Annotated in this window: 20 protein-coding genes; 11 read left to right on the forward strand and 9 right to left on the reverse strand. The window is 67.0% G+C overall.

All coding sequences use genetic code 11. From position 1 onward, the window contains the following. Nucleotides 1-77: 77 nt before the first annotated feature. From ACSFBF_RS13835 to ACSFBF_RS13850, 4 genes are read right to left on the reverse strand one after another with little or no spacing between them, the layout of a single operon-like run. The gene (locus tag ACSFBF_RS13835) at nt 78-1,703 is read right to left on the reverse strand and encodes a rhodanese-related sulfurtransferase (RefSeq protein WP_435467813.1); all 1,626 of its coding nucleotides are present in this window, start codon (nt 1,701-1,703) and stop codon (nt 78-80) included. Beyond that, nucleotides 1,700-2,302 carry a cysteine dioxygenase family protein gene (locus ACSFBF_RS13840; protein ID WP_435467815.1) on the reverse strand — a complete coding sequence of 201 codons (603 nt, stop codon included), beginning with the start codon at nt 2,300-2,302 and terminating at the stop codon, nt 1,700-1,702. The genes ACSFBF_RS13835 and ACSFBF_RS13840 overlap by 4 nt, the downstream gene beginning before the upstream one ends. Continuing rightward, the gene (locus ACSFBF_RS13845; protein ID WP_435467817.1) at nt 2,299-3,285 is read right to left on the reverse strand and encodes an ABC transporter substrate-binding protein; all 987 of its coding nucleotides are present in this window, start codon (nt 3,283-3,285) and stop codon (nt 2,299-2,301) included. The genes ACSFBF_RS13840 and ACSFBF_RS13845 overlap by 4 nt, the downstream gene beginning before the upstream one ends. After that, nucleotides 3,282-4,526 (reverse strand): acyl-CoA dehydrogenase family protein, encoded by a 1,245-nt coding sequence (locus ACSFBF_RS13850; protein WP_435467819.1) that lies wholly within the window; start codon nt 4,524-4,526, stop codon nt 3,282-3,284. Before ACSFBF_RS13850 ends, ACSFBF_RS13845 begins: the two co-directional genes overlap by 4 nt. Nucleotides 4,527-4,636: 110 nt before the next feature. Between ACSFBF_RS13850 and ACSFBF_RS13855 the strand changes: the two genes are divergently transcribed. Genes ACSFBF_RS13855 through ACSFBF_RS13875 form a run of 5 tightly spaced genes read left to right on the forward strand, consistent with a single transcriptional unit; the run spans nt 4,637 to nt 9,614 of the window. After that, nucleotides 4,637-5,638, forward strand: a complete 1,002-nt coding sequence (locus tag ACSFBF_RS13855) for an ABC transporter substrate-binding protein (RefSeq protein WP_435467821.1) — start codon at nt 4,637-4,639, stop codon at nt 5,636-5,638. A gap of 40 nt (nt 5,639-5,678) precedes the next feature. Continuing rightward, nucleotides 5,679-6,797 carry an LLM class flavin-dependent oxidoreductase gene (locus tag ACSFBF_RS13860; protein ID WP_435467823.1) on the forward strand — a complete coding sequence of 373 codons (1,119 nt, stop codon included), beginning with the start codon at nt 5,679-5,681 and terminating at the stop codon, nt 6,795-6,797. 3 nt (nt 6,798-6,800) lie between these two features. Next, a complete protein-coding gene (locus ACSFBF_RS13865) occupies nt 6,801-7,625 on the forward strand; it encodes a class II aldolase/adducin family protein (RefSeq protein ID WP_435467825.1) in 825 nt (274 codons plus the stop codon). Nucleotides 7,626-7,635: 10 nt separating this feature from the next. Then, entirely contained in the window at nt 7,636-8,637 is a 1,002-nt protein-coding gene (locus ACSFBF_RS13870) for an ABC transporter substrate-binding protein (RefSeq protein WP_435467827.1), read from the forward strand. Between the two features lie 20 nt (nt 8,638-8,657). Next, entirely contained in the window at nt 8,658-9,614 is a 957-nt protein-coding gene (locus ACSFBF_RS13875; protein ID WP_435467829.1) for an ABC transporter substrate-binding protein, read from the forward strand. On the opposite strand, the gene ACSFBF_RS13880 is transcribed toward ACSFBF_RS13875, so the two are convergent. Next, nucleotides 9,611-10,315, reverse strand: a complete 705-nt coding sequence (locus ACSFBF_RS13880; protein ID WP_435467831.1) for a glycine-rich domain-containing protein — start codon at nt 10,313-10,315, stop codon at nt 9,611-9,613. The genes ACSFBF_RS13875 and ACSFBF_RS13880 overlap by 4 nt on opposite strands. A 72-nt stretch (nt 10,316-10,387) precedes the next feature. Beyond that, nucleotides 10,388-13,708: a bifunctional diguanylate cyclase/phosphodiesterase gene (locus ACSFBF_RS13885; protein WP_435467833.1), complete on the reverse strand. Its 3,321-nt coding sequence runs from the start codon at nt 13,706-13,708 to the stop codon at nt 10,388-10,390. A gap of 376 nt (nt 13,709-14,084) precedes the next feature. On the opposite strand from ACSFBF_RS13885, the gene ACSFBF_RS13890 reads away from it, so the two are divergent. Together ACSFBF_RS13890 and ACSFBF_RS13895 are read left to right on the forward strand one after the other, a co-directional pair. Continuing rightward, nucleotides 14,085-14,789, forward strand: a complete 705-nt coding sequence (locus ACSFBF_RS13890) for a fumarylacetoacetate hydrolase family protein (protein WP_435467836.1) — start codon at nt 14,085-14,087, stop codon at nt 14,787-14,789. Between the two features lie 104 nt (nt 14,790-14,893). Continuing rightward, nucleotides 14,894-15,811, forward strand: a complete 918-nt coding sequence (locus ACSFBF_RS13895) for a helix-turn-helix transcriptional regulator (protein WP_435467838.1) — start codon at nt 14,894-14,896, stop codon at nt 15,809-15,811. A gap of 29 nt (nt 15,812-15,840) precedes the next feature. Here the strand turns inward: ACSFBF_RS13895 and ACSFBF_RS13900 are convergent, their stop codons facing one another. Next, complete coding sequence (locus ACSFBF_RS13900; RefSeq protein ID WP_435467840.1) at nt 15,841-17,379, reverse strand: peroxidase family protein; 1,539 nt, start codon at nt 17,377-17,379, stop codon at nt 15,841-15,843. Nucleotides 17,380-17,554: 175 nt separating this feature from the next. Further along, on the reverse strand, nt 17,555-19,039 hold the full coding sequence (gene pdxR / locus ACSFBF_RS13905; protein ID WP_435468784.1) for a MocR-like pyridoxine biosynthesis transcription factor PdxR: 1,485 nt from the start codon (nt 19,037-19,039) through the stop codon (nt 17,555-17,557). Between the two features lie 95 nt (nt 19,040-19,134). Between pdxR and ACSFBF_RS13910 the strand changes: the two genes are divergently transcribed. Beyond that, complete coding sequence (locus ACSFBF_RS13910; RefSeq protein WP_435467842.1) at nt 19,135-19,848, forward strand: GNAT family N-acetyltransferase; 714 nt, start codon at nt 19,135-19,137, stop codon at nt 19,846-19,848. 6 nt (nt 19,849-19,854) lie between these two features. On the opposite strand, the gene ACSFBF_RS13915 is transcribed toward ACSFBF_RS13910, so the two are convergent. Next, entirely contained in the window at nt 19,855-20,700 is an 846-nt protein-coding gene (locus ACSFBF_RS13915) for a symmetrical bis(5'-nucleosyl)-tetraphosphatase (RefSeq protein ID WP_435467844.1), read from the reverse strand. Nucleotides 20,701-20,723: 23 nt separating this feature from the next. Between ACSFBF_RS13915 and ACSFBF_RS13920 the strand changes: the two genes are divergently transcribed. Genes ACSFBF_RS13920 through ACSFBF_RS13930 form a run of 3 tightly spaced genes read left to right on the forward strand, consistent with a single transcriptional unit; the run spans nt 20,724 to nt 24,033 of the window. Next, complete coding sequence (locus ACSFBF_RS13920; RefSeq protein WP_435467846.1) at nt 20,724-22,037, forward strand: hemolysin family protein; 1,314 nt, start codon at nt 20,724-20,726, stop codon at nt 22,035-22,037. 10 nt (nt 22,038-22,047) lie between these two features. Further along, entirely contained in the window at nt 22,048-23,025 is a 978-nt protein-coding gene (locus ACSFBF_RS13925) for a lipopolysaccharide kinase InaA family protein (protein ID WP_435467849.1), read from the forward strand. Nucleotides 23,026-23,052: 27 nt separating this feature from the next. Continuing rightward, complete coding sequence (locus ACSFBF_RS13930; RefSeq protein WP_435467851.1) at nt 23,053-24,033, forward strand: VWA domain-containing protein; 981 nt, start codon at nt 23,053-23,055, stop codon at nt 24,031-24,033. Nucleotides 24,034-24,035 lie beyond the last annotated feature (2 nt).

Genomic DNA, 24,035 nt, shown 5'->3' on the forward strand with positions numbered 1-24,035 from the left:
TGGCATCGCCGGATGACGGCCTTTACCCGGCCTACACAGTGTCACCGCCGTGTTGTCATCCTTTCAAAACGCTTGCACTAGATCACGCTGAAATGATGCGTGCCGTCGCGTCCTAACTGAGCCACCAAACCGTACTCCCAATCGAGATAAGCCTGCATCGCTTCGGCCGGTGCATCGGTGCCTTCGTAGGGCCGGCGATAGCGGTCGGTGCGCGCGGTTGCAAGGCGTGTCTCGCCGGTCTCCGCGTCGAGGTCTGCGGCGAACCATGCCGCGTTGCCGCCGGTCAGCACCAGCACTTCGACATCGCCCTTGCCGCGCGCATCGATCAGCGAGCGGAGGTCGGCCGCGGCGTAGCGGGCGAGCAGACTGCTGCCGCAGGTCAGCACGTAGCGCTGCGCTGGTGGAATGACCGCATCGAGCGCCTGCGCCAGTTGCGCGCGGATTACATACCAGGCGCCGGGAATGTGGCGCTTCACGTAGTTCGCGCTCGTCGTCACGTCGATCACTGCGGTGCCGGGTTGCTTCAGCAACGCCGCCAGTTCCTTCGGCGCGAGCTCGCCCACAACGGCCGCAACCGGTGGGTACGAGCTCGGCGGTGCCGAGGTCTCGATGAAGTCGGCAGCCGTTGGTACGACCTCCGGCACATAAACCTCCCACCCCATCTGCGCAAGCCACGACGCGCTCATCGACGCCCGCACGCCATCGTCATCAGCCAGCACGATGCGCGCGCCGCGTACCGGCACTTGGTGATCGGTCTCCTGCACCAGCTGCCCACCGGGTGCGCTGGCAAAGCCAGGCAGGTGGCCCGCCGCATATTCCTCGGGCGTGCGCACGTCGAAGCGGTACACGGTGCGTCCCGGCGCTTCGAGCGTCTGCAGTGAGTCGAGCGCGATGCGGCGCACGCCAGCCAGATCGGCCACGCGTTTTGCGTCGGCCTGCGCCTGTGCGCGATGTGCTTGCGACACCGCAGCGGGTGCCTGCCGGTCGGCACCATGGTTCAGCACCTGTCCCGCAAGCTTCCACCCGATCGTGCCGTTGCGCAGTGCAGCCACCGGGTTTGGAATGCCCGCATTCACCAGCGACTGCGTGCCGATGATGCTGCGCGTGCGTCCCGCGCAGTTCACGATCACCTGCGTCGAAGGATCGGGCGCCAGCTCGCGCACGCGCAGCACCAGCTCCGCGCCCGGCACGCTGGTGGCCGAGGGAATGCTCATCGTCTGGTATTCGTCGAAGCGGCGCGCGTCGAGCACCACCACGTTGGCCTTCGCGTCGACCAGCGCCTTCACTTCGGGCGCGGACAACGAAGGTGTGTGCCGCTCGTGCTCGACCAGCTCGCCGAAAGATTTGCTTGGCACGTTCACGTCGCGGAACAGCTCACCGCCCGCGCGGTGCCAGCCTTCGAGGCCACCTTCGAGCAGATGCACGTTCGTGTAGCCCAGTGCAGCCAATGTCTTCGCGGCCAGCGGCGCAAGATCGACGCCACCGTGTTCGCCGTACAGCACGATCAGCGTGTCGCGCCGCGGAATACGCCGCCACGCTTCGATCTCGATGCGCGAGAGCGGCAGGTTCGCTGCCCACAGCGGATGCTCCTGTGCGAACGGGTCTTCCTCGCGCACGTCGAGTAGGGCGGTTTCGTCGCGGGCGATGAGCCGCTCGCGCACGGCAGCAAATGAAAGAACGGGAAAGGAGGCAGTCGTCGTCATGCGGTGTTCGAAGATGCGAGTTCAGCGGAGCGGTCCCACAGATTGGGCAGCAGCGCATTGGAGTATCCGGAGACAAAGGGCTTGCGGCCGCCCTCCGTCGGGTAAGTATGCCGCCGCACGGCGCCGATGTTCGCGCCGTACACGTGGATGCTGATCGACACGCGGTCCGCGTGCGCGTTGTGCACGCGATGCAGGTCGCCGATGGTGGGCGACACGGCTTCCACGTCGCCCGCATCGAGCCGCACCGGCTCGCCCTGCGGTTGCGCGTGTCCGTCAGCGTCGAGCGCATAGCCCTGGCTGTACTCCGCGCCGCGCAGCATGCCGATCAGCCCCCACACCGTGTGGTCGTGCACCGGCGTGGCTTGCCCCGGCCCCCATACGAAGCTCACGACCGAGAAGCGCTCGGTGCTGTCCGCGTGCAGCAGAAATTGCCGATAGCGCACAGGGTCGGGCTGGGCAAAGGCCTCGGGCAGCCAGTCGTCGCGTGCAACCAGCGTGCGCAGCAACGCACCGCCTTCAGAAAGAATGCGGGGCTCGTCGGGCGCGCTGTCGAGCAGTCGGCCGAAAGCGCCGACGAATTCGCGCAGTGGCGCGATCACGCCGGGCGCTTCCAGACGCTGGTGTCGGTAATCGCGCGCACGTCCACCCGCACCGGCAGGATGCCGTCGCGTGCCGAGCGGTCGGCCACGGCCTGCAGCGCGACGATGTCGGCTTCGCTCACCGGCCGGCCCGTCACCGAAGCCCGGGCGGTGATGATGCGCGACGACTCGATCGGCAGCCGCGTGAGCTGGCTGTAGGCCTGCGCATAGGCCTCGGGGTTGGCCAGCGCCCAGTCGCCCGCACGGCCGAGCCGGTCGAGAAACTGCACGATGGCCGCGCGCCTGGCCGGGTCGGCCAGCGAATGCTCGCTTGCGGTGAGGAAGCCCAGGGCCGTGTTGATTCCGCGCCCGTCGCGAAGGATGCGGCCGCCCTGCTGCAACGCAATCGTGTAGTACGGATCGAAGACGGCCCACGCGTCGATCTGCTTCGACGCGAAGGCGGCGGCCGCGTCGGTCGGCAGCACGAACTTCACCGTGACTTCTTCGCGCCGCACGCCGGCTTCTTCGAGCGCGCCGTACAACTGGTACTGCGAGATGCTGCCGCGCGCCGACGACACGATCACCGTCTTGCCGCGCAGGTCCGCCACGCTGCGCAGCGGCGAGTCGCTCTGCACCACGATGCCCAGCGAATCGGCCTTGCCGACACGCGTGGCGACGATCTTCAGCGGCGTCTTGCCCACGGCCGCGGCCAGCACGGGCAGGTCGCCGGCCACGGCGGTATCGACCGCCGCGCTGCGCTGTGCCTCGAACAGTGGCGCCGCACCCTGGAAATTGGCCCAGCGGTACGCGAACGGCGCGCCTTCGAGCGCGCGCGAGGCCTCGAACAACGCGCGCAGGCCGCCGGCCTGGTCGCCGAGCACCAGCGTCACCTGTTGTTGAGGCTGTGCCCACACACGCAGCGAGCCGGTAGCGGCCAGTGAGAGCGCGGCGCCTTGCTTCAGCCAGCTTCGGCGCGAAGCCTTGGAAAACAGCAGGTCGGTCATGCGGCAGCTCCCGGCGACAGCAGCGCGCGCTTGCCCGCGCCGACCAGGATCGCGTCGTTCTGCGGCGTGTGGATGCGGCTGCACAGCACGTCGCGGTAGTGCCGCTCCAGCGGGTTCTGCCGCGTGAGGCCGTGGTTGCCGCTGAGCTGCAGCGCCAGCTCGACTGCGCGGATCGCGTTGCCCGTTACCGTGTACTTGAGCAGGCCGCTGTCGGCGGCGGGTTGTGCATGGCCGCGATCGACGGCGGCAGTCGCGTCGTCGAGCAGCACGCGGTTGGTGCGCAGCAGCGCCTCGATCTCGCCCACGTGCTCCTGCACGCGCGGCAGGCTGGCCAGCGGCGCGCCAAGGCTGCCGGGCGTGCGCTGGTTCAGGAAGCCGACCAGCCAGTCGCGCGCGGCCGTGGCCACGGCGTCGTAGAGGCTGCCGAGCAGCACCGTCATCCACGCCTGCTGCGTGGCATGGGCGTCGATGTCGGTCTGGCTGCCCGCATCGGGCGCCCAGTCGGCCGGTGCGCGCAGGTCCACTGCTTGGTCGAGGTCGATGGCGACGTTCTCGAACACCACCTCGTGGCTGCCCGAGGCGCGTAGGCCCAGGTGGTCCCAGCTTGCGATCACGCGCACGCCGGGTGCGTTGCGCGGCACCAGGAACACGCCGGTGCGCGGCGTGGCTTCATCAGCCTCATGGGTACGAGCCCACACCGCGAGCCAGCTCAGGCCCTCGATGCCGGTGGTGTAGAGCTTGTGGCCGTCGATCTTCCAGCCGCTGCCGTCGCGCCGCGCGACCGTGCCGGGCAGGCCGCCACGGGCCGGCGAGCCGAGCGCGGGCTCCACGCGCAGCGCGTTGATCAGCGCGCCGTGTGCCACGGCATCGCGCGCCACGCGTTCGCGCAGATGCGGCGGCCAGCGGCTGTCGGTGCGCGTCAGTGCGTGGTGCTGCAGATAGGTCATCGTGAGGATCAGCGCCGTGGCCGGCTCGCCCTGCGCCACGGCTCCGATCACGCGCCGCGCCGTCGCCAGCGTGGCACCGCCGCCGCCATGCTCGGCGGGCGCGACTAGCCCGATGAGCCCGTGCGCCTGCAGCGCCTCGAAGTTCTCGCGCGGAAAGGCGCCGCTGCGGTCGTGGTCGGCCGCGGTGGCGGCGAACTGGGCCGACAGGCGCGCCAGCACGGAGGCATCGACGGTGGAGGGCGGGGAGGGGTGTTCAGGCGTGGCCGGCGTGCGGCGCAAGGGGAGTGCACTCATGGTTCCCGCACGGTACCGGGCCGCCCGGCGCGGGAAAACGACGCATCCCGCATATGCAAACTCGTTTTTCTGCGTTCGCTTCCGTGGAGCGTCTGGTTACGGTTCGGTGCATGAAACCAGACTTTCCTTTGGACAGGCGCCGCCTGCTGCAAGCCGCCGCGGCGTTGGCCGCGACCGGCACAGCAGGCTGGGCGCAGGCCGCCACGCCGTCGCGTGACCTGTCCGGCGTCACGCTGCGAGTGGGCACCTACAAGGGCCTCTGGCGGCCGCTGCTCGCGGCTTCGGGCCAGGCGAACACACCCTACAGGATCGACTGGCGCGAGCTCAACAATGGCGTGCTGCACATCGAGGCCATCAATGGCGACGCGCTCGACCTGGGCTCGGGCAGCGAGATTCCACCAGTGTTCGCGGCGCGGCAGAAGTCCAGCGTGAAGCTGGTGGCCGTCACGCATGAAGACCTGAACAACCAGGCCACACTGGCGCGCAAGGACGCACCGATCCGCACCATTGCCGACTTCAAGGGCAAGCGTGTGGGCTACGTGCGCGCCACAACCTCCCACTACTACCTGGCCAAGCAACTGGCCGAGGCGGGCCTGTCGTTCAGCGACATCCAAGCCGTGAGCCTCACCCCTTCGGACGGCCTCTCGGCCTTCGCGCGCGGCGACCTCGATGCCTGGGCCATCTACGGCTACAACGGCCAGCTGGCGCGCACGCAGTACGGCGCGCGCGTCATCAAGACCGGCGTGGGCTATCTCTCGGGCAACTTCCCGATCTACGCCAATCCGCGTGCTCTCGACGACGCGTTGCGCCGCGCCGCGCTGAGCGACCTGCTGCAGCGCCTGCAACGCTCCTTCGCGTGGATCAACGGAAACTTTTTGGCCTATGCCCGTGCGCAGTCGGCCGAAACGCGCGTGCCCGTCGGCGACATCGTCGAACTCTTCAACGGCCGCAGCGGCGACTACAGCCTCGGCCCCGTCAGCGATGCCGTGGTGCGCAGCCACCAGGACGTGGCCGACACCTTCCTGAAGATCGGCGTGCTCGACGGTCCGGCCGACGTCAAGCCGCTGTGGGACCGCAGCTTCGAGAACGCGCTGCGCCTGCCCGCCGCCTGACATACCCACCTCCTATTCATATTCAAACAAGGACAACACCATGAGCCAGCAACACCAAGACGGCGTCGAATTCATCGGCATGATCCAGGGCCAGAAGGTCTCGGAGATTCACGCGGCCAAGGGCCCCTCGCTCGACCGCGACTACGTGCGCGCCTTCGCGCAGGCCCACGAAACGGCCGGCTTCGACCGCGTGCTGGTGCCGCACCACTCGACCAGCCCCGACGCCACGCTCACGGTGGCCTACGCCGCCTCGGTGACCGAGCGCATCCACTTCATGCTCGCGCACCGCCCCGGCTTCGTGGCACCCACGCTGGCTGCGCGGCAGTTTGCCTCGCTCGACCAGTTCAGCGGCGGCCGGCTCGGCGTGCACTACATCTCGGGCGGCTCCGACGAAGAACAGCGCCGCGACGGCGACTGGCTCGACCACGACCAACGCTATGCCCGCACCGACGAATACCTCGAAGTGCTGCACAAGGTGTGGACGGCCGAGAAGCCCTTCGACCATGAAGGCGCGCACTACCGCTTCCAGAACGCGTTCTCCGAAGTGAAGCCGCTGCAGACGCGCAACGGCAAGCCGCACGTTCCGGTGTATTTCGGCGGCGCTTCCGAGGCTGCGATTCCGGTCGCGGGCAAGTACGCCGACGTGTACGCGCTGTGGGGCGAATCGCTCGACCAGGCGCGTGAGCTGACCACGCGCGTGCGCGCCGAAGCGGCCAAGCACGGGCGCAGCGTGCGCTTCTCGGTGTCGTTCCGTCCGATCCTGGCGGAGACCGAAGAGGCCGCATGGGCGCGCGCCGAGAACATCCTGGCAGAGACCAAGCGCCTGCGCGTGGTGCAGGGCTACAACCGCGGTGGTCCGCAGCAGAGCGAAGGCGCCAAGCGCCTGCTGGCCGCGGCCGAGAAAGGCTCGCGGCTCGACAAGCGCCTGTGGACTGCCGTCGCGCAGGAAATCGGCGGCCGCTCGAACAGCACCGCGCTGGTCGGCACGCCAGAGCAGGTGGCCGACGCGCTGCTCGACTACTACGACCTGGGCGTGACGACCTTCCTGATTCGTGGCTTCGACCCGCTGGAAGACGCGCTGGACTACGGGCGCGAGCTGATCCCGCGTACGCGCGAACTGGTGGCACAACGCGCGCAAGCACAACGCAAGGCGGCCTGAGTCATGAGCGCTGTTCTTTCCATCGACCGCAACGCCTCCCAGCCGCTGAAGCTCAACCCGAACCCGCAGCAGAAGTACTGGTTCGACCCCATTCCGCCGCGCACCACCGTGCAGGCCGAGCGCCGCCACCGGCAGGAGCGCCTGGCTGGCGCCTTCCGCCTGTTCGCGCGCTTCGGCTTCGCGCAGGGCCTGGCTGGCCACATCACAGCGCGCGACCCTGAACTCACCGACCACTTCTGGGTCAACCCGCTGGGCATCCATTTCTCGCGCATCAAGGTCTCAGACCTGCTGCTCGTCAATTCGAAGGGCGAGACCGTCATTGGCGACAGGCCGCTCAACAAGGCCGCCTTCGCCATCCACGCCGCGATCCACGAGCACAACCCGAAGATCATTGCCGCCGCCCATACGCACTCGACCTACGGCAAGGCCTGGTCCACGCTGGGCCGCAAGCTCGACACGCTCACGCAGGACAGCTGCGTGTTCCACGAAGACGTGGCGCTGTTCGACGACTTCACCGGCATGGTGGTCGACACTAGCGAGGGCGACCGCATCGCCCACGCGCTGGGTGACAAGAAGGGCGCCATCCTCAAGAACCACGGCATCCTGACCGCAGGCCCCACGGTGGAGGCTGCCGCGTGGTGGTACATCGCGCTCGACAACGCCTGCCACACGCAGTTGCTGGCAGAAGCCGCCGGCAAGCCGCAACCCATCGACGAAGCCACCGCGCGCCACACGCACAGCCAGATCGGCGGGCCCGAAGGCGCCATCCATTCCTTCGACAGCCTTTATGAAGGCCTGGTCGAGGCCGAGCCCGAACTGCTGCTGTAACGCGACGACGATGAACGCAACCCTTTCCCGCCGCAGCGTGCTGCGCGCCGGCGGTGCAGCCGCCGTGGTCGCCTCGGGCGGCCTGATCGCTTCGCAGGCCTTCTCGCAGCAGGCGCGCAAGCTCACCTTCGCCTGGAACGCCGCAGCCTTCTGCCTCTCGCCCGTGGTCGTGGCGCAGGAGCGCGGCTACTTCGAGCGCAACGGCCTGCAGGTCGACCTCATCAACTACACCGGCTCTACCGACCAGCTGCTGGAATCGCTGGCCACCGCCAAGGCCGATGCAGCCGTGGGCATGATCCACCGCTGGCTCAAGCCGCTCGAATCGGGCTTCGACGTGAAGATCGTCGGCAGCTCGCACGGCGGCTGCGTGCGGCTGGTGGGGGCGAAGAGCGCGGGCGTTACCAACCTGGCGAGCCTCAAGGGCAAGACCATCGGCGTGTCCGACATCGCGAGCCCGGGCAAGAACTTCTTCTCTATCCTGCTCACGAAGAACGGCATCGACGCCGACAAGGACGTCACCTGGCGCCAGTACCCGGCCGACCTGCTCGACATCGCGGTGAAGAAGGGCGAGATCCAGGCCATTGCCGACGGCGACCCCAACGTCTACCTGATCGAGAAGCGCAACCAGGGCGCCTACGTCGAGGTGGCGAGCAATCTCTCGGGCGAATACAAGGACAAGGTCTGCTGCATCGTCGGCGCGCGCGGCGAGCTCGTGCGGAAAGACAAGGCCACCGTTGCCTCGCTGGTGCGCGCCATCGCGCAAGCCTCCGACTACGTGGCTGAGAACCCGAACGAATCGGCCAAGCTCTTCGCCAAGTACTCGCCCAACGTTGCGGTGGAAGACCTGCGCGCCTTGCTCGGCACGCTCACGCACAGCCACCATCCACTGGGCCGCAATCTGCGCGACGAAGTCGAGTTCTATGCGCGCGACTTCCGTGGCGTGGGCGTGCTCAAGAAGAGCACAGACCCGGTGCGCTTCGCCGAGCACGTTTCTTTCGACCCGCTGGCATGAAGCTCAGCATCAGCAAATCCATGACCCACAGTTCACGCCGCCAGTTTCTCGTTCAAGGCACCACCGCAGCCGCCGCCATCGCATTGCCCGGCTGGGCCTCCGCGCAGGGCCGCCCGGTGCTCAAGGCCGGTGACCAGAAGGGTGGCCTGCGCGCGCTGCTCGAAGCGGCGGGCGGGCTCGAAGGCCTGGGCTATGACATCCAGTGGTCGGAGTTCCCGGCCGCCGCACCGCTGGCCGAGGCTCTCAATGCCGCCGCGGTCGATTCCGGTCCCATCGGCGATGCGCCGTTGATCTTCGCGCTGGCCGCCGGCACGCGCGTGAAAGCCATCGGCGCGAACCGCTCCGATTCCTATGGCACGGCTGTGCTCGTGCGCCCCGATTCACCGCTGAAGACCGCCGCCGATCTCAAGGGCAAGAGCGTCGCGACCAATCGCGGCTCCATCGGTCACTACATCACGCTCAAGGCCATCACCTCGGCCGGCCTCAAGCCTGAAGACGTGAACATCCGCTTTCTCGCGCCGGCCGATGCCAAGCTCGCGCTCACGCAGGGCTCGGTCGATGCCTGGGCCACGTGGGAGCCCTACACCGCACTGGCCGAGGTCAGCCACCATGCGCGCGTGCTCGTCAGCGGGCGCGGGCTGCTGCCGGGCCTGAGCTACCTTGCAGCGACCGACAGCGCCATCGCGGCCAAGCGGCCGGTGCTGCAAGACTTCCTGCAGCGTGTGGTGAAGGCCCAGGTCTGGTCGTACCGCAACGTCGACGCCTACTCGGCCGCGCTGGCGCGCATCATCGGCATTCCGCCCGAGGCGGCGAAGCTGCAGTTCGAACGCCGCCAGCAGAAGTGGGTGCCCATCGACGCGCAGGTCATCGCGGATCAGCAGGGCACTGCGGACTTCTACCGGCAGGTCGGGCTCATCAAGCAGCCGCTTGATGTGAAGGGCACTTTCGACACGGGCTTCGGGGTGGCGGCTGGCTAGTGATGCCCGGGCGCGCCGGCCTTCACCGAGTGCTCTGCCGCGGAGGCAGTAGCGGCCGCGGTGCCCGCCTCCAGCGAACACCACGCTGCCGAAGGTTTGCCTGCTTCGAGCGAACACCATGCTGCTGCGGGTTTGCCTGCTTCGAGCGAACACCACGCTGCTGAAGGCTTGCCCGTCTCGAGCGAACACCATGCTGCCGAAGGTTTGCCGACCTCCGCCGAACACCATGCTGCTGCAAGCTTGCCCGCCTCAAGCGAGCACCATGCGGCCACATCCTTCGCCGGCTCGTGTCGGGGCGCGGGCGTCGGCTCGCCGAATTCCTCGACAGTCAAACGCTGCATCTCCAGGAAGGCCGCTTGCAGCGCCTGGGCGTCTTCCTCGCCGCGCAGGCCGAGGTACGGAAAGTGGTGCAGGAAATAGCCGAAAGTGGTTTCGCAATCGGCTGCGTACTTTCTCGTGTCGAGGATGTGCATGTGCCAGAAACGGTCGACGTCCTGCTCTGGAGCGAGCGTCAGGTCGGGGTGCTTGGCGTGCAGTATCAGGTAGCGCTTGTAGGCCACCTCCATCTGATCCGCGTAGGCTGCCGACCAGCCGTAGCCGTCCTCCTTGCGGCAGGCCTTGAACTTGATCGGTGTGAGGTCGAGCGCATTGATCGCGGTGATCGTCTGCTCCAGTGTCTTGCCTTGAGTGGAATGAGTCATTAATGCTCCTGTTGAGTTGCTGGAAGGTCCGAGCGAACGTGCCCGGTGAAGATTGCCCCGAAGGTTCGGCCGTCAGACCACTACCGATGGAGCAAATTGGTTGCGCAGGTGACGCGCCATGAAATCGCGCGCCTCGTCGGCAGGGACGGGCTTGCACAGCCAATAGCCCTGGGCCTCGTCGCATCCGTGGCTGCGCAGGTAGTCGAGCTGGGCCGTGGTCTCGATGCCCTCGGCCACCACCTTCATCCGCAACCCGTGGGCCAGGGTGATGATGCCGTCGATGAGCGCTCGTGCGTCGGGGTCTTGCGAAAGGTCGTTGATGAAGGAGCGGTCGATCTTGACCGTCGACAGCGGGAAGTGCTTCAAGTAAGAGAGCGAGGAATAGCCCGTTCCGAAATCGTCGATGGCGAGTCTGACGCCCATGTCTCGAATCGTCCGGAGCAATTTCGCCGCATGCTCGGGGTTCGCCATCACCGCGCCTTCGGTGATTTCCAGCTCCAGCAGCGACGGCTCCAGGCCCGAGGCTTCCAGGACGGCCCGTATGTCGGCGATGAGCGTGCGGCTTTCGAATTGGCGCGGCGACAGATTGACGCTCACCAACACCTCGGGCAAACCGTATTTCTGCCATGAACGCGAGTCGGCGCAGGCCTTCTCCAGCGCCCACTTTCCCATCGACACGATCAAGCCGATCTCTTCGGCGATCGGAATGAACTGCATCGGCGGAATCAGGCCCAGGGCCGGATGGTGCCAGCGCATCAGCGCCTCGACACCGACGATGCGCTGGGTCTGCAGATTCATCTTCGGCTGGTAATACATTTCCAGCTCGCCGCGTTCCAGGGCATGGCGCAGCGCGCTTTCCAGCATCAGCTGCTCGGTACTCTGCGCATTCATCTTCGCCGCGTAGAGCCGGTAGGTGTTGCGGCCTTTTTCCTTGGCGCGGTACATCGCCGTGTCGGCATTTTTCAAGAGCGCTTCGGCATCGGCGCCGTTCTCCGGATAGACGCTCACGCCGACGCTTGCGCTGACGTGCAGTTCGCGCCCCTCGATCACGAAAGGCTCGGCGCAACAGGCCAGCACCTTTTCGGCGAGCACCTCGGCATCGTTCGGGCCGGACAGGTTCTCCAGCAGCAGCACGAACTCATCGCCGCCAAAACGCGCCACGACATCGGTATCGCGCAGCAGCGCCGTGAGGCGCTCGCCGCAGATCTTGATCATCTCGTCGCCCACACCGTGGCCCAGCGTGTCGTTGATGTGCTTGAAGCGATCCAGGTCGACGAACATCACCGCGAACTGCCTCTGATGGCGGTTGCTGCGCCTGATGGCACGGGCAAGCTCGTGCTGCAGCGCGGCGCGATTGAGCAATCCGGTCAATTCGTCGTGGCTGGCGATGAAGCGAAGACTCCGCTCGGCCCGCTTGCGTTGCTTGTACTGGGCGATCTGCAAGGCGATCACACGCAGCGACTCCAGTGTCTCCGCATCGGCAACATACGGATTGGAGCCAAAGAGTTCCAGCGCCGTGGTCGCATCGGTGGAGACCATCGGCACGATGAGGCCGACGGTCAGCCCCGCCTGGCGGGCCATCGCATCGCGCGCGAAATGACTCGGAGCCGCCAGCGTGTCGATTCGCACGACGCCACCGATCCCCCAGGCACGGCCCAGCGAACCTTCGCTGGGCCGGTAGGTGAGCGACCGGCTGGCGCCGACGAATTGCCGCACCGCCGGGTCGTTGTCGGCATGCCAGGCCGCGGCACAGCGAGCCAGGCCGTCGTCGCCAACGCTCCACAGCGCGCCGCAGTCCCAGCGCAGGTCGGTGCACACCGCCTCCAGCGCCAGTGCCATCACCGTCTCGGTCCTGCCGTCGCCGGCAAGCAGCCGGGCGATCTTGTACTCGAGCTTCTGGCGCAACGCATCCTTGCGCGGCTGCGTGGCGTCGCGCACGGTGCCGCGCACCAATCTCCTGCCTTCATCTTCGGCCGACTGCACGATGACGTGGAGCCAGCGTTCGGTGCCATCGGGCAGGCACAGACGGTGCTCGAATTCGCTGCGTTCCGTGGACCGGGAGGCCAATGCGATGCGCTGTTCGACCGCGAAACGTTCTGTGGCCGGAATGCGCAAGAGCAGCGCTGGCAGGTTCGGCGGCAAGGGGCCCGCCTCGAAGCCCAGGATGCGCCGGGCTTCTTCGGAGCATTGCAGGGCCCCGGTTTCGGGGTCGAGGATCCAGCTGCCCAGGCTTGCCAGGTGCTGGGCCTCCTCCAGCTGCCGTTCGCTCCTGCGCAGGTGGCTGGTCATCCTGTTCGCCAGGACCTGGGCCCGGCTGCGTGCGGTGGTCAACGAAAAGACGATGCCGGCAAGCAGCATGCTGGTGGCCAGGCCACCGAGGACGATGAGCCACGGGATGGCCTTGTCGAGCGGGCCGAAGACCTGGTTTTCGTCCTGGCCGACTTCCACAAGCCAGGAGTGGCCGCCCAACTCGAAGCCGAGCATGCGCTCGAGGCTGTGCGCCGGTGCGGCAGCGGGCTTCGCCAGGGCCGCGCTGTCGAACAGCAATTGCCGCTCGTCGAATGGGGTCGGCGTTACAAATCTGGTCTCGACGCGCGTCCCGATCGCCCCCTTACCCGGCCCGGCGCCGATCAGGCGCAACCGGAACGTCCTCGTGGCATCGGTACCAACCACATCGCTCAGCATCCCCGCGATGCTGAAGCCCGCGCCAACCGAACCGATATAGGCACTGCGCCGCTGCTCGAGCGTATCGAGCGGTTGTTTTGGACGGTAGACCGGCAGCCGCATCGCCAATCCAATGTCGGACTCGCGACCCGGGATGCGGACCTTGCGGCCGGACATGACGAGCCCGCCGGTGTCGCGCCCCTGCTCGAGCGCGTCTCCTCTGTTGGGCATCGCGCCCAGGTCATTGCCGAGCAGCTTCTCGTTGCCGCCCTGCGGTTCGACGTAGATCAGCGGGTAGTACGTGTCCCGCCCACCGGGCGGCTTGATGGCGAAGCTGGAGGCAACGCCGGCGTCGAGGCTGGCATCGGCGCGAACCTGCTCCTCGAAGGCCTGCTTGTCGTTGCCTGCAATGCGGGGCGCATAGTTGACGGCCTGAAAACCGGGGTAGGCCTTCGCCAGGTTCAGCCCCGCGACGTAGTCCCTGAAATCGCTTCGCGTCACGGTATCGGAGGTGTTGAATCGCGCACGCAGGCCGATCAGGACGGCGATGTAGTCGTCGAAGCGGGCTTCGACCTTGCGTGCCAGATCGAAGGCGGCTGCGTCGAAGCGCGCCTGGGCACTGCGCCCGATTTCCTGGTGGGCGGAGACGCCGAGGGCGATGGATAGCGCCGTGCCGAGCACGAAAATTACCAGCGGCAAGCGAATCCTGACCCAGACGGACAATGACATCGGATTTGATCCTGTCGTTGGCACAGGCCGGTTAGCTCTGTGTGTTGCGGCACGGCAGAGAACGCAGCAGGTTGCTTCGTTGCCGCAATATATATGGCTGACGGGAGAGCGTCACGCAATTTGTTACAACAATATCAGGACATGGGCAGGCGGCTTACTCTGGGTTTGAATGCTTAAGTTTTCACTTGGATAAGGCGGAACCTGGCATTCGGGTCAACCTGGCGATTCGGGAGGCGGCAGTTGATTGCCCGGCGCAACGACGGCGCTTCCTGTGCACGCGCCCCGAATAGAAGCGTCAAAACGAAAACGTAGCCAAGTCCAAGACTCGCGTAGATGCGTCCCCCGGAAGCGAGGTGCCGCTGGCTAGAGTTGTTACATGACTTCCGCCACCGACACCCTCTACGCCATCGCCCCCGCGCTCGTTTACTCCCTGCCCATCCAGGGCGAACGCACGCGCTTCCCGGTCAACCGCATCTTCTGCGTGGGCCGCAACTATTCAGAACACGCCCGCGAGATGGGCCACAACCCTGATCGCGAGCCGCCGTTCTTCTTCATGAAGCCGGCCAGCGCCATCGTGGCCGACGGCGGTGAGTTCGCGTACCCCACGCTGTCGAACGACGTGCACCACGAGATCGAACTGGTGGTTGCGCTCAAGACCGGCGGATCGAACATCGCCGCTGCCGACGCGCTCGGCCACGTGTACGGCTATGCCGTAGGCCTCGACATGACCCGCCGCGACCTGCAGGGCGAGGCCAAGAAAATGGGCCGCCCCTGGGACACCGGCAAGGCCTTCGACGGTTCGGCGCCCTGCGGCGAACTGGTGCCCGTGGCCAAGGCCGGCCATCCGGCAGCCGGCGAGATCCGCCTCGAAGTGAATGGCGCGCAACGCCAGGTCGGCGACCTCGCCGACATGATCTGGAACGTGCCCGACACCATCGCCTACTTGTCGACCCTGTTCACGCTCCAGCCCGGCGACCTGATCTTCACGGGCACGCCAGCGGGCGTGGCCGCCGTGCAGCGCGGCGACCGCATGCGCGGCACGGTGGCGGGCGTCGGTGCGCTGGAAGTCGTGGTCGTCTGAGCCTGAAGACGGTCCGCGCATCGGACCTGCCGGGCCTGGCCGGTTCACACGGCCGCAAGTTGGCGTACCCTCGCGGGCAGACGCCTGCCGCCACGCCTGTTCCGATGCGCCCCTCTCCCTCCACGTCCGTCCGTACCTACGGCATGCACGAGCGTGCCGACCACCTCGACTTCGATATTCGCTTTCAGGGTGCGCGCAACGAACTCACGCTGCCGCATCGGCACGCGTACTTCCAGATCCAGATCGGCATCGAGGGCAGCTCGCAACAGGCCATTGGCGGCGAGGTGCGACCCTTCGGGCCGCGCCACCTGGGCTTCGTGCTGCCGTACCGGGTGCACGTGATTCCGCATCCGCCCGAGGCGCTGTACTGCATCGTCAACTTCGACCAGCGCTTCCTGTGGCCCGAGCTCGAGGTCGATGCGCTCGACCTCGACGATGTATCGCTCGCGCGCTACCCCGACCTCGCGCCCTTCCTGTTCCAGGAGTACGTCGACTTCGCCTTCGACGAGACCGACTTCGCCCGCATCCGCGGCTGGCTCGACGAGCTGCACACACTGAACGCGGGCCGCAACTTCGGCGCCAAGATCGCGATGCGCGGCATCGTGCAGCAGATCATCGGACTGGCCTGCATGCGGCAGGAGCAGGCGCTGATGCGCCTTTCACTCCAGCACAACGGCAAGACATCGCAGCGCGATGCGCTGCAGCGCGTGGTGCGCTACGTGCGCGACAACCTCGACAAGCCGCTGTCGCTCACCGATGCGGCGGCCGCTGCATTCCTCTCGCCCAACTACCTCGCCAACCTGCTGCGCAAGGAAACCGACCGCACCTTCACCGACCTCGTGACCGAGCGGCGCATCGAGCGGGCGAAGGAACTGCTGTCGTCCACCTCGCTGCTGGTGCGCGAGATCGCGCACCAGTGCGGCTTCACCGACGAGGCGTATTTCAACCGGCGCTTTCGCCAGTGGGTGGGGACCACACCGCGCAATTTCAGGCGCGATCACGTGGTGGGTACGCGAGGCTGATTTCCCTCGGATCAAGTCTTCGCGACTGATCAGGCCTGGGTCACGCCGTCGATGGGACTTACGTCACCTACGAGCTGAAGCAAGTCCACCATCGTGAAAGTCCCAGGCGTGCGCGAGGGAAGAGTTGGCGTCCAGTCCGGGCCCTTCTTCCAAAGGTAGGACTCATGATCGCCGTGGACCAATCCGATGAAGACTTCCGCCACGATCCGCGCGCCCACAGGCCCCAACCGCTCGCCACCCTCCCTGACCGCTGCTTCCTTGAGGATGTAGTACCACAAGGGCGTCTGCTCATGCAGTCCCTGCGCCTTGGCCACAGCGCCGTCCGTGCCGGACGAGATCTCGGCGCTTGTCAGAGGGTTGGGCACTTCCATTAACTGCGCAACCGATTGGCCTGAAGGCAGTCCGAGCATCACGCCCCGCTTCAGGTTCAGGAACGGCAGGCTGGCGCCGCCAGGCAGCGTATGCAGCGTCTTGACGACGAAAGGATCGATGCGCCGCGCATGATTGAGCGTGACCCCTGGCGGGTTGTTGCCGAAATCGTAGAAGCGCCGCCAGTCGATGATCCAGTTGCTGGCAAGTTTGCTTATTGGAGTCGGTTTGGTGAGCGGATCGGGCGCCAGGTCACCCACGATGCCGCCGGAGAGACCGGAGAATGCGAAGAGAAGTCCCAGCGAGGCGGGGGCGGTCCCGCCTGGGGTGAAGACCCTGTTATGGCTGTAGACCTCCCGAACCATGCTGTGTCCGAGCCGGTAGGCCGCACCGGAGAACTCCACGGGCATGTAGGGCGTCTTCTTGAACCGGTAGAACTGGCGGCCCTCGTTGAGAATGCGAGCCACGATGCCGTCTTCGGTGAGTCGTTCCACGAAGTCGTGCAGGACGAGCCATTGGTAGTGCCAGGTCACCTCGCGACGGGCTTCAAAGAAAAGCTCGGCGGGCGTGGGCGCCGTTGGCGAAGCCATCAGCAGGTCCACCACCTTGTTGTGGAACTTCATGAAGGCCAGATGGGTTTGTGCGACCAGCAGGTTCTCGTCATTGCGATGGTCGCCGATCAAGGCCTGGCCCTCCGGGCTTCTCGGGAGGTCGTTGGGGAACACGCCAGGGATGTCGGCCGCATTCTGTTGAAAGCCCAGGGTGGTCTTGCCGATCAGCAGTTTCGCGCTCGGTGCGTTGTTGGGGCCGCGGGCGTAGAGGTGCGGACTGCCGTCCGGACCTCGTCCATAGATCGAGTCCAGGTCCAGCGCCGGCGTCCTGAAGTTCTCGACCCCGGTCGGGTCCTCCAGCTTGTCGCCGATGGAGGTCAGATCCAGCGTGATGTCGTGGTCGACGAATTGGCCCAGGTAGGTGAATCCCGCTGGCACTCGCGCGTTGTCCGCGCTGCTGTTGTCATCCAGCATTGCAGCGGCGAGCGCCTTCAACTTGTCGTCGGAAACAGAAAGAGGCGGCAGCTGAGGGAACATCCTGCCGAACATGCCCGGGTCGCCATGCCCTGCGAGCGCATCCAGCGATCCTTTGGTGGGGTGGCGGCCGGCTCGGCCGTGCTTGGGATCGACACCGATTTCATCAGACATAGTGGCTTCCTTTGCTTCGTGTGTGGGGCTTCGAGCAACATGATCGGAGCGGGTTTGCATCCTACGGAGCGGCCGCAGAATTCATATACGCTGCTCGCGGTAGACCGGTTGTTCGCGATAGGCCGGTTGCGCTAGAAGCTTTACGACGAAGAGCCAACTGAGTAACCAGATTTTTCTAGGGCCTGCCCAACCTTTCTGCTGCACGCGCGAGTTGCGACAACCGCTTCACCAGCGGCTCGAAGAGTTCCGCCGGCGTGTTGCCGTAGCCCAGCACCAGCCCGTTGTCTAACGGCGTGGGCCGCAGCGCGAAGCCTGACAGCGGCGTGGGCGCGATGCGATGGCGCAGTGCCTCGGCTGCGATGCGGCGGTCGTCGTAGCGCGCGGGCAACCGCACCGTGAGGTGCAGGCCGCAATACCCGCCGTCGATCTCATGCGGCACCTTGAAATGTTTGTTCAGCGCGAGCCGCAATGCCTGCTGCCGGTCGCGGTACAGCCGGCGCATGCGGCCCAGGTGCCGGCTGAACTGGCCGCTCTCGATGAAGTCGGCCATGGCCAGCTGCTCGTGGCGGTGCCCGCCGCGCAGCATTTCTTCCAACGGCGCCTGCACAGCAGACATCAACTGGGCAGGCAGCACGAGGAAGCCCAGCCGCAGCGACGGAAACATCGTCTTGCTGAATGTGCCGACGTAGAGCACGGGCGCGTCGTCCACCAGCCCCTGCATCGCGCCGATGGGCTCGCCCGTGTGGCGGAACTCGCTGTCGTAGTCGTCTTCGATGATCCACGCGCCATGCAGGCGGGCCTGTGCGATCAGGTCGAGCCGGCGCGCGATGCTCAGCACGGAACCCACCGGGTATTGGTGTGAGGGCGTGGTGTAGATCAGCCGGGGCGGGTGCTTCTGCCAGTGGTGCTCGCTCACGCACAGGCCTTCGGCGTCGACCCGCACGGGCACGATGCGCATGTCGCCCGCATGCATGGCGGCCTTTGCGCCGCGGTAGCCCGGGTCTTCGACCCAGCCGATGTCGCCGGGGTTGGACAGCAGCCGCACGCACAGCGAGATGGCTTCCTGCGCGCCTTCGGCAATGACGACCTGGTGCGGCTCGCAGCGCACGCCGCGTGCCACCGACAGGTGTCGCGCGATGGCTGCGCGCAGCGGCGGCTCGCCCAGCGGATCGCCATAGCCCAGCGCGGCAGAACCGGCGCTGCGAATCGCCCGGTCGAGCGCGCGCCGCCACGTGGCCGACGGAAAGTGCGACAGCGCGGGCAGGCCGGGGCGCAGTGCCGCGTCCATCTCGGCGCGAGAGACGCTGGGCCTGATGTTCGAGAGCCGCAGCGCGGTAGCCGGTATGCCGGCCTGCTTGCGTGCGCGCTTCGGCAGGGCGGGCGACGAAAGCTCGGTCACGCGCGTGCCCTGCCGGTCGGGCCGCACATAGCCCTCGGCCGCCAGATGCTCGTAGGTTGCGGTGACGGTGTTGCGCGAGATGGCCAGCGCCTCGGCCAGTGCGCGAGAACCGGGCAGGCGGCTGCCCGGCGCAAGGCTGCCGTCGAGGATGGCGCGCTTGAGCCGGTCGTACAGCTGGCGCTGCATCGAGCCAGCGTCGCGCTCCTTCACGAGAGGAGATTCGAGCAGGGCGGTGGGGGAAGAGAGTGAGCGTGGCACCATGGAATAAGGCATTCGTGGCACTTTCCTTGGAGCCACGACGCGGGTACTTTACGTCCTCCGACCTTGTCGCTCCAGCTTTTCAGAAAGACACCCGCATGCCAGTCCGCCACAACGAGTTCGGCCAGTCCATCGGCCCCGACCTGCCCGAATGGACCCCGCGTTCCCTGCCGCCGCGCCGTTCCCTCGAGGGCCGTTACTGCACACTCGAACCGCTCGATGCCGCGAAGCACGCCGACGACCTGCACGCCGCCTACGCGCAAGCCCCGGACGGCCGCGACTGGACCTACCTGGGCGTCGAGCGGCCCGCCGACCTTGACAGCACCCGGGCCTACGCCGAGCGCATTGCGAAGAGCACCGACCCGATGCACTTTGCCGTCATCGACAGGCAAAGCGGCCGCGCCGTCGGCTCGCTGGCGCTGATGCGCATCGACCCCGCCAATGGCGTCATTGAGGTAGGCACCGTCAATTTTTCGCCGCTGCTCAAGCACACGCCGATGTCCACCGAGGCCCAGTACCTGCTGATGAAGCTCGTCTTCGACGAACTCGGCTACCGCCGCCATGAATGGAAGTGCGACAACTTCAACGAGCCTTCGAAGCGAGCGGCCCTGCGGCTGGGCTTCAAGTACGAAGGGCTCTTCCGCCAGGCCGTGATCTACAAGGGCCGCGGCCGCGACACGGCTTGGTTCTCGATCATCGACAGCGAATGGCCGGCGTTGCGTACAGCCTTCGAGCGCTGGCTGGCGCCGGAGAATTTCGACGCGCAGGGCAAGCAGCGCATGTCGCTCGACAAGTTCCGGCTGCCCTCCTGACCGGCACTACTTGCCCGGCTTTTGCGCCTGTTCGCACTCGACCTGGATCAGCTCCCGCTCGTCCAACGTCGCGCCAATGCGCACCGCGCTCAGGCAGCCGCCCCACACGCAGCCCGTGTCGGTCGAGAGCAGGTCGGGCCGCGAGAGCCAGCCCAGCGTGGACCAGTGGCCGAAGGCGACCGTGGCGTTGGCCGTCTTGCGCCCGGGCACATCGAACCAGGGCATGAAGCCTTCGGGCGCGGTGGCCGCGCTGTCCTTGGCATCGAACTCCATCACGCCATCGGTTGTGCAGAAGCGCAGCCGCGTCAACGCATTGACGATGGCGCGCAGCCGGGCGCTGCCCGTGAGCGTGTAGCTCCATTGCGCCGGCTCGTTGCCGTACATCGACATCAGGAACTCGCCCAGCGCCGGCCCGCGCAGTACCGATTCGACCTCGGACGCCAGCACCAGCGTGTCGCCCACCGTCCACTGCGGCAGCACGCCCGCATGCACCATCAACAGATCGCCGCTGCCGATGCGCATGTGCAGCGCCATGTGCTGCTGGCGCACCCAGTCGAGCAGGGTCTCGATGTCGGGCGCGGCCAGCAGCTCGGCCAGCGTGTCTTTGCGGCCAGCCTTGCGCGCGCCGTGTGCCACGCCCAGCAGGTGCAGATCGTGGTTGCCCAGCAGGCTCAGCGCCGAGGCGCCGTAGCCCTGCACGCGGCGCAGCACCGCGAGCGAATCGGGGCCCCGGTTCACCAGGTCGCCCAGCAGCACGATGGTGTCTCGGCTGGGGGAGAAATCGATCTTTTGCAGCAGCTGCCCGAGGGGGGCGTCGCAGCCCTGGAGGTCGCCAATCAAGTAAAGTGACATTCCCTCATTCTCTCCCTCAGTTCATGGATGTCTTCCTCCTGGCCTTGTTGACCACGCTCAACGCGTTGTTCGCAATGTCCGAAATGGCCCTTTCCACCAGCCGGCGCGCACGTCTCGCGGCATTGGCCGAAACGGGAGACACCGGCGCGGTGGCCGCGCTGAAGCTGATGGAATCGCCCACGCAATTTCTCTCGACGGTGCAGATCGGCATCACCTCCATCGGCATGCTCAGCGGCATCGTCGGCGAGGCCGCCTTTGCCGAGCCGCTCTCGGTCTGGATGGAAAGCGTCGGCATGGGCCGCGGCACCGCCAGCATCGCGTCCACCGCGGTGGTGGTCACCTGCATCACCTTCTTCACCATCATCTTCGGCGAGCTGGTGCCCAAGCGCATCGGTCAGCTGTATCCCGAGCCCGTGGCGCGCTGGGTGTCTCGCCCCATGCGCGGGCTGGCCAAGGCTGCCAAGCCCTTCGTGTGGATGCTGGCGGGCGCCACGGCCACCATGCTGAAGCTGCTGCGCATCGATGCCAACGCAGCCCGCTCCGTTACTGAAGAAGAGATTTCGGCCAGCCTCGAAGAAGGCGTAGACGCCGGCGTCATCGAGCAGCACGAGCATCAGATGGTGCGCAACGTGTTTCACCTCGATGACAGGCGCCTGTCGTCGCTGATGATTCCGCGTGCCGACATCGAATGGCTCGACGCCTCTTTCACTGTGCAGCAGGCGCTGCAAAAGGTGGCCGAGGCCGGTGCGCTCAACCTCGTGCATTCTTGGTACCCCGTGTGCCGCAACTCGCTCGACGACGTGGTCGGCGTGATCAGCGTGGCGCACCTGCTGCGCCTGGGCGCCGCGCACCCCGGCGTGCTGGGCCAGGAGGCCACGCCCGCCGTGTTCGTGCCCGAAACCCTCACCGGCATGGAGCTGCTGGAGCAGTTCCGCGCCCGCGCTGGCCGCCTCGTGTTCGTGGTCGACGAATACGGCGTGGTGCAGGGCCTCATGACCCCGCGCGACCTGCTCGAAGCCATCACCGGCGAGCTGCAGCCCGGCATGCTGACCGACGCCTGGGCGCGCGAGCGGCCCGACGGCGTGTGGGAGCTCGACGGGCTCATGCCAGTGTCGGAGCTGCGCGCGCGCCTGGGCATCCGCGAGCTGCCCGACGAAGAGCGCAACCGGTACAACACCGTGGCAGGTCTGCTGATGGCCGTTTCTGGTCATCTGCCCGAGGTGGGCGAGCACATCGATTGCGCCGGCTGGTGTTTCGAGATCGTCGCGCTGGAAGGCCGCCGCATCGACCGCGTGCTCGCATCGCCCGACCCGACGGCGCCCCCCAAGGAAGATTGAGGCGCGGGCCATGCTGTCGCTGCTTGCTCTCAGCTGCCCTCAATGCTCTGCGCCGCTGCCGCGCGCCGCTCGCTGGCGCACCGTCAATTGCAGCTACTGTGGCGCTACTGTGGTGCGCGGCGAGGAAACCGTCGAGCGCGAGAGCTTCCGCGCCGCGTTGCGCCGGGCGAATGCCGACGTGCCTGGCGGCCGCATCCTCACATGGCGCGGCGCGCGCTACCGTGTGCTGGTGCCGCTGGCCACAGGTGAGCACAGCGAAGTGCTGTTGGCTGAACGCCTCGGCGCATTGCCCGAGCGCGTCACGCTCAAGCTCGCGCGAGACGGCGCCGCCAACGACGTGCTGATGCGCGAAGGCGCGGTGCTGCAGGCGCTGCAAGACTTGTCGGTGCCCGGTGCCGCCTACTTCACGCGTCGCCTGCCGCAGCCCTTGGGTGTGGGCGTGGCCGAGGGGCTAGGCGACGGCGCTCGGCAGGCGCTGGTGCTGCGCCATCCGCCCGGCTTCTGGGGCAGCCTGCAAGACGTGCAGCAGGCCAACCCGCAAGGTATCGACCCGCGCCATGCCGTGTGGATCTGGCGCCGCATGCTCGAAGTGCTGGCCTTCGTGCACGGCGCTGGCTGGACGCACCGCGACCTGTCGCCCGCGCATGCGCTCGTGCATCCGCGTGACCATGGCGTGCTGCTCATCGGCTGGTTGCGCGCGCAGCATGCCACCGGTGCGACCCATGACTCCGCTGTTGCTCGCGACCTCATGCAAGCCGCCTGGACCGTGCGCGCCGTGCTCCATGGCGACGCGGCCGGCGAGCCCGGCTTCGGCTCTCACACCCCCGCACCGCTCGTCGCCTTGCTGCGCCAATGCAGCGAAGACGCCGCCACCTGCCGGCGCCTCGGCGCACAGGGCATCGAGCAAGAACTCTCTGCCGCATCGCGCGAAGCCTTCGGCGCATCGAAGTTCGTTCACTTCGACCCCGCGCCGCGCGCCGGCGCCTGAACCGCAGTCATCAAGGAAGAAAAGCTCATGGGATACGGAAACTACTCGCACGCCGCCCACACGGCACTCATTGCCGATCGCGCCGCCAAGCCCGGCGCCGAGGTCTTCACCCAGCGCTCCACCCACCCGCTGATGAACCCGAAGGGCCTGAAGGTGCGTGAGTCGCGCGACAACGCCGACCACCCCGACTCGCTGGGCATCGTCTTTGCGCTCGACGTCACCGGCTCCATGGGCGACATTCCGCAGACCCTGGCGCGCCGCGAGCTGCCCACCTTCATGAAGCTGCTGACCGACTGCGGCGTGGCAGACCCGCAGCTCATGTTCATGGCCATCGGCGACGCCACCTCCGACCACGCGCCGCTGCAGGTCGGCCAGTTCGAGTCGACCGCCAACCTCATGGACCAGTGGCTCACCTGGAGCTATCTCGAAGGCGGCGGTGGCGGCACCGGCGAAGAGAGCTACGAACTGGCCTTCTACGTCGTGGCGCAGCACACCGACATGGACTGCTGGGTCAAGCGCAAGAAGCGCGGCTACCTGTTCGTTACCGGCGACGAGCTGCCGTACCCGGCAGTCTCGCGCCACCAGATCGAAGGCCTCGTCGGCGAGAAGCTCGACGAGGACATTCCCATCGAAGAAGTCATCGCCGCCGCGGCCGAGACCACCAACCTGTTCTTCCTGATTCCCGACGCACAACGCCGCCGCCGCTGCGAGCCGCGCTGGCGCGAGCTGCTGGGCGATCACGTCATCTGCATGGACTCGCCCGACGACGCCTGCGCTGTGGCCGCCGGCATCGTCGCCCTCACCGAGAAGGCCGTGCCCAGCCTCGAAGCGCTGGCCGGCGTGATGAGCGGCACCGGCATGGCCAAGGAGCGCGTCGGTGGCGTGCTGCATGCGCTCGACGGCTATGCGGCGCTGCTCGACCCGACCGCATCGCGCCGCGCACCGCCGGCCGTGGCCACTGCGGCAGCGGGCCCGCGTTCGTCGTGGTGGAAGCGGCTTTTCGGCTGATG

The sequence above is a fragment of the Variovorax nivicola genome, assembly GCF_051216475.1.
Taxonomy (GTDB): domain Bacteria; phylum Pseudomonadota; class Gammaproteobacteria; order Burkholderiales; family Burkholderiaceae_C; genus Variovorax.

Coding starts and splice junctions, on each gene's coding strand:
- ACSFBF_RS13835 (WP_435467813.1), bottom strand. CDS start 1,703: ATGACGACGACTGCCTCCTTTCCCGTTCTTTCATTTGCTGCCGTGCGC.
- ACSFBF_RS13845 (WP_435467817.1), bottom strand. CDS start 3,285: ATGACCGACCTGCTGTTTTCCAAGGCTTCGCGCCGAAGCTGGCTGAAG.
- ACSFBF_RS13850 (WP_435467819.1), bottom strand. CDS start 4,526: ATGAGTGCACTCCCCTTGCGCCGCACGCCGGCCACGCCTGAACACCCC.
- ACSFBF_RS13855 (WP_435467821.1), top strand. CDS start 4,637: ATGAAACCAGACTTTCCTTTGGACAGGCGCCGCCTGCTGCAAGCCGCC.
- ACSFBF_RS13860 (WP_435467823.1), top strand. CDS start 5,679: ATGAGCCAGCAACACCAAGACGGCGTCGAATTCATCGGCATGATCCAG.
- ACSFBF_RS13865 (WP_435467825.1), top strand. CDS start 6,801: ATGAGCGCTGTTCTTTCCATCGACCGCAACGCCTCCCAGCCGCTGAAG.
- ACSFBF_RS13870 (WP_435467827.1), top strand. CDS start 7,636: ATGAACGCAACCCTTTCCCGCCGCAGCGTGCTGCGCGCCGGCGGTGCA.
- ACSFBF_RS13875 (WP_435467829.1), top strand. CDS start 8,658: ATGACCCACAGTTCACGCCGCCAGTTTCTCGTTCAAGGCACCACCGCA.
- ACSFBF_RS13880 (WP_435467831.1), bottom strand. CDS start 10,315: ATGACTCATTCCACTCAAGGCAAGACACTGGAGCAGACGATCACCGCG.
- ACSFBF_RS13885 (WP_435467833.1), bottom strand. CDS start 13,708: ATGTCATTGTCCGTCTGGGTCAGGATTCGCTTGCCGCTGGTAATTTTC.
- ACSFBF_RS13890 (WP_435467836.1), top strand. CDS start 14,085: ATGACTTCCGCCACCGACACCCTCTACGCCATCGCCCCCGCGCTCGTT.
- ACSFBF_RS13895 (WP_435467838.1), top strand. CDS start 14,894: ATGCGCCCCTCTCCCTCCACGTCCGTCCGTACCTACGGCATGCACGAG.
- ACSFBF_RS13900 (WP_435467840.1), bottom strand. CDS start 17,379: ATGTCTGATGAAATCGGTGTCGATCCCAAGCACGGCCGAGCCGGCCGC.
- pdxR (WP_435468784.1), bottom strand. CDS start 19,039: ATGGTGCCACGCTCACTCTCTTCCCCCACCGCCCTGCTCGAATCTCCT.
- ACSFBF_RS13910 (WP_435467842.1), top strand. CDS start 19,135: ATGCCAGTCCGCCACAACGAGTTCGGCCAGTCCATCGGCCCCGACCTG.
- ACSFBF_RS13915 (WP_435467844.1), bottom strand. CDS start 20,700: ATGTCACTTTACTTGATTGGCGACCTCCAGGGCTGCGACGCCCCCCTC.
- ACSFBF_RS13920 (WP_435467846.1), top strand. CDS start 20,724: ATGGATGTCTTCCTCCTGGCCTTGTTGACCACGCTCAACGCGTTGTTC.
- ACSFBF_RS13925 (WP_435467849.1), top strand. CDS start 22,048: ATGCTGTCGCTGCTTGCTCTCAGCTGCCCTCAATGCTCTGCGCCGCTG.
- ACSFBF_RS13930 (WP_435467851.1), top strand. CDS start 23,053: ATGGGATACGGAAACTACTCGCACGCCGCCCACACGGCACTCATTGCC.